The organism is Parazoarcus communis SWub3 = DSM 12120 (assembly GCF_003226565.1).
Classification (GTDB): Bacteria; Pseudomonadota; Gammaproteobacteria; order Burkholderiales; family Rhodocyclaceae; genus Parazoarcus; species Parazoarcus communis.
Map to the genome: position 1 here is coordinate 1 of NZ_QKOE01000128.1, position 459 is coordinate 459.

1 protein-coding gene is annotated in these 459 nt (G+C 65.4%); it reads left to right on the plus strand.

From position 1 onward, the window contains the following. Window positions 1-459, plus strand: a 459-nt coding sequence (locus DNK49_RS23385; protein ID WP_165843440.1) for a Rieske 2Fe-2S domain-containing protein, incomplete at both ends; no start/stop codon positions are given.

The window sequence follows — 459 nt, forward strand, 5'->3', positions numbered from 1 at the left end:
GCCGCAACGAGGGATGCGGCATCCGCTGTGCCTTCCACGGCTGGAAGTTCGACCTCGAGGGCAATTGCGTCGACCTGCCGACCTCGCCGCCGGAGTCGTCCTACAAGGAGACGATCAAGCTCCTGGCCTATCCGACCCGCGAATGGGCCGACATGATCTGGGTCTATATGGGCCCGCGGGAGGCCATGCCCGAGCTGCCGCAGATCGAGATGGGGCTGGTGCCGGCTTCCAGCCGATACGTCTCCAAGAAATGGCAGGACTGCAACTGGGTGCAGAGCCTGGAGGGTGCGATCGACACGTCGCACTTCTCCTTCCTGCACATGGTGCTGGCCACCGACGAGGCGACGGCGCGGTCGGCGATGGCCAAGGCGGCAATCGCCGACCAGTCCAAACCCGACAGCCGCATTCGCTGGGTACAGGACGATCCCCGGCCCAAATTCCAGGTGCTGGGCCACGAGG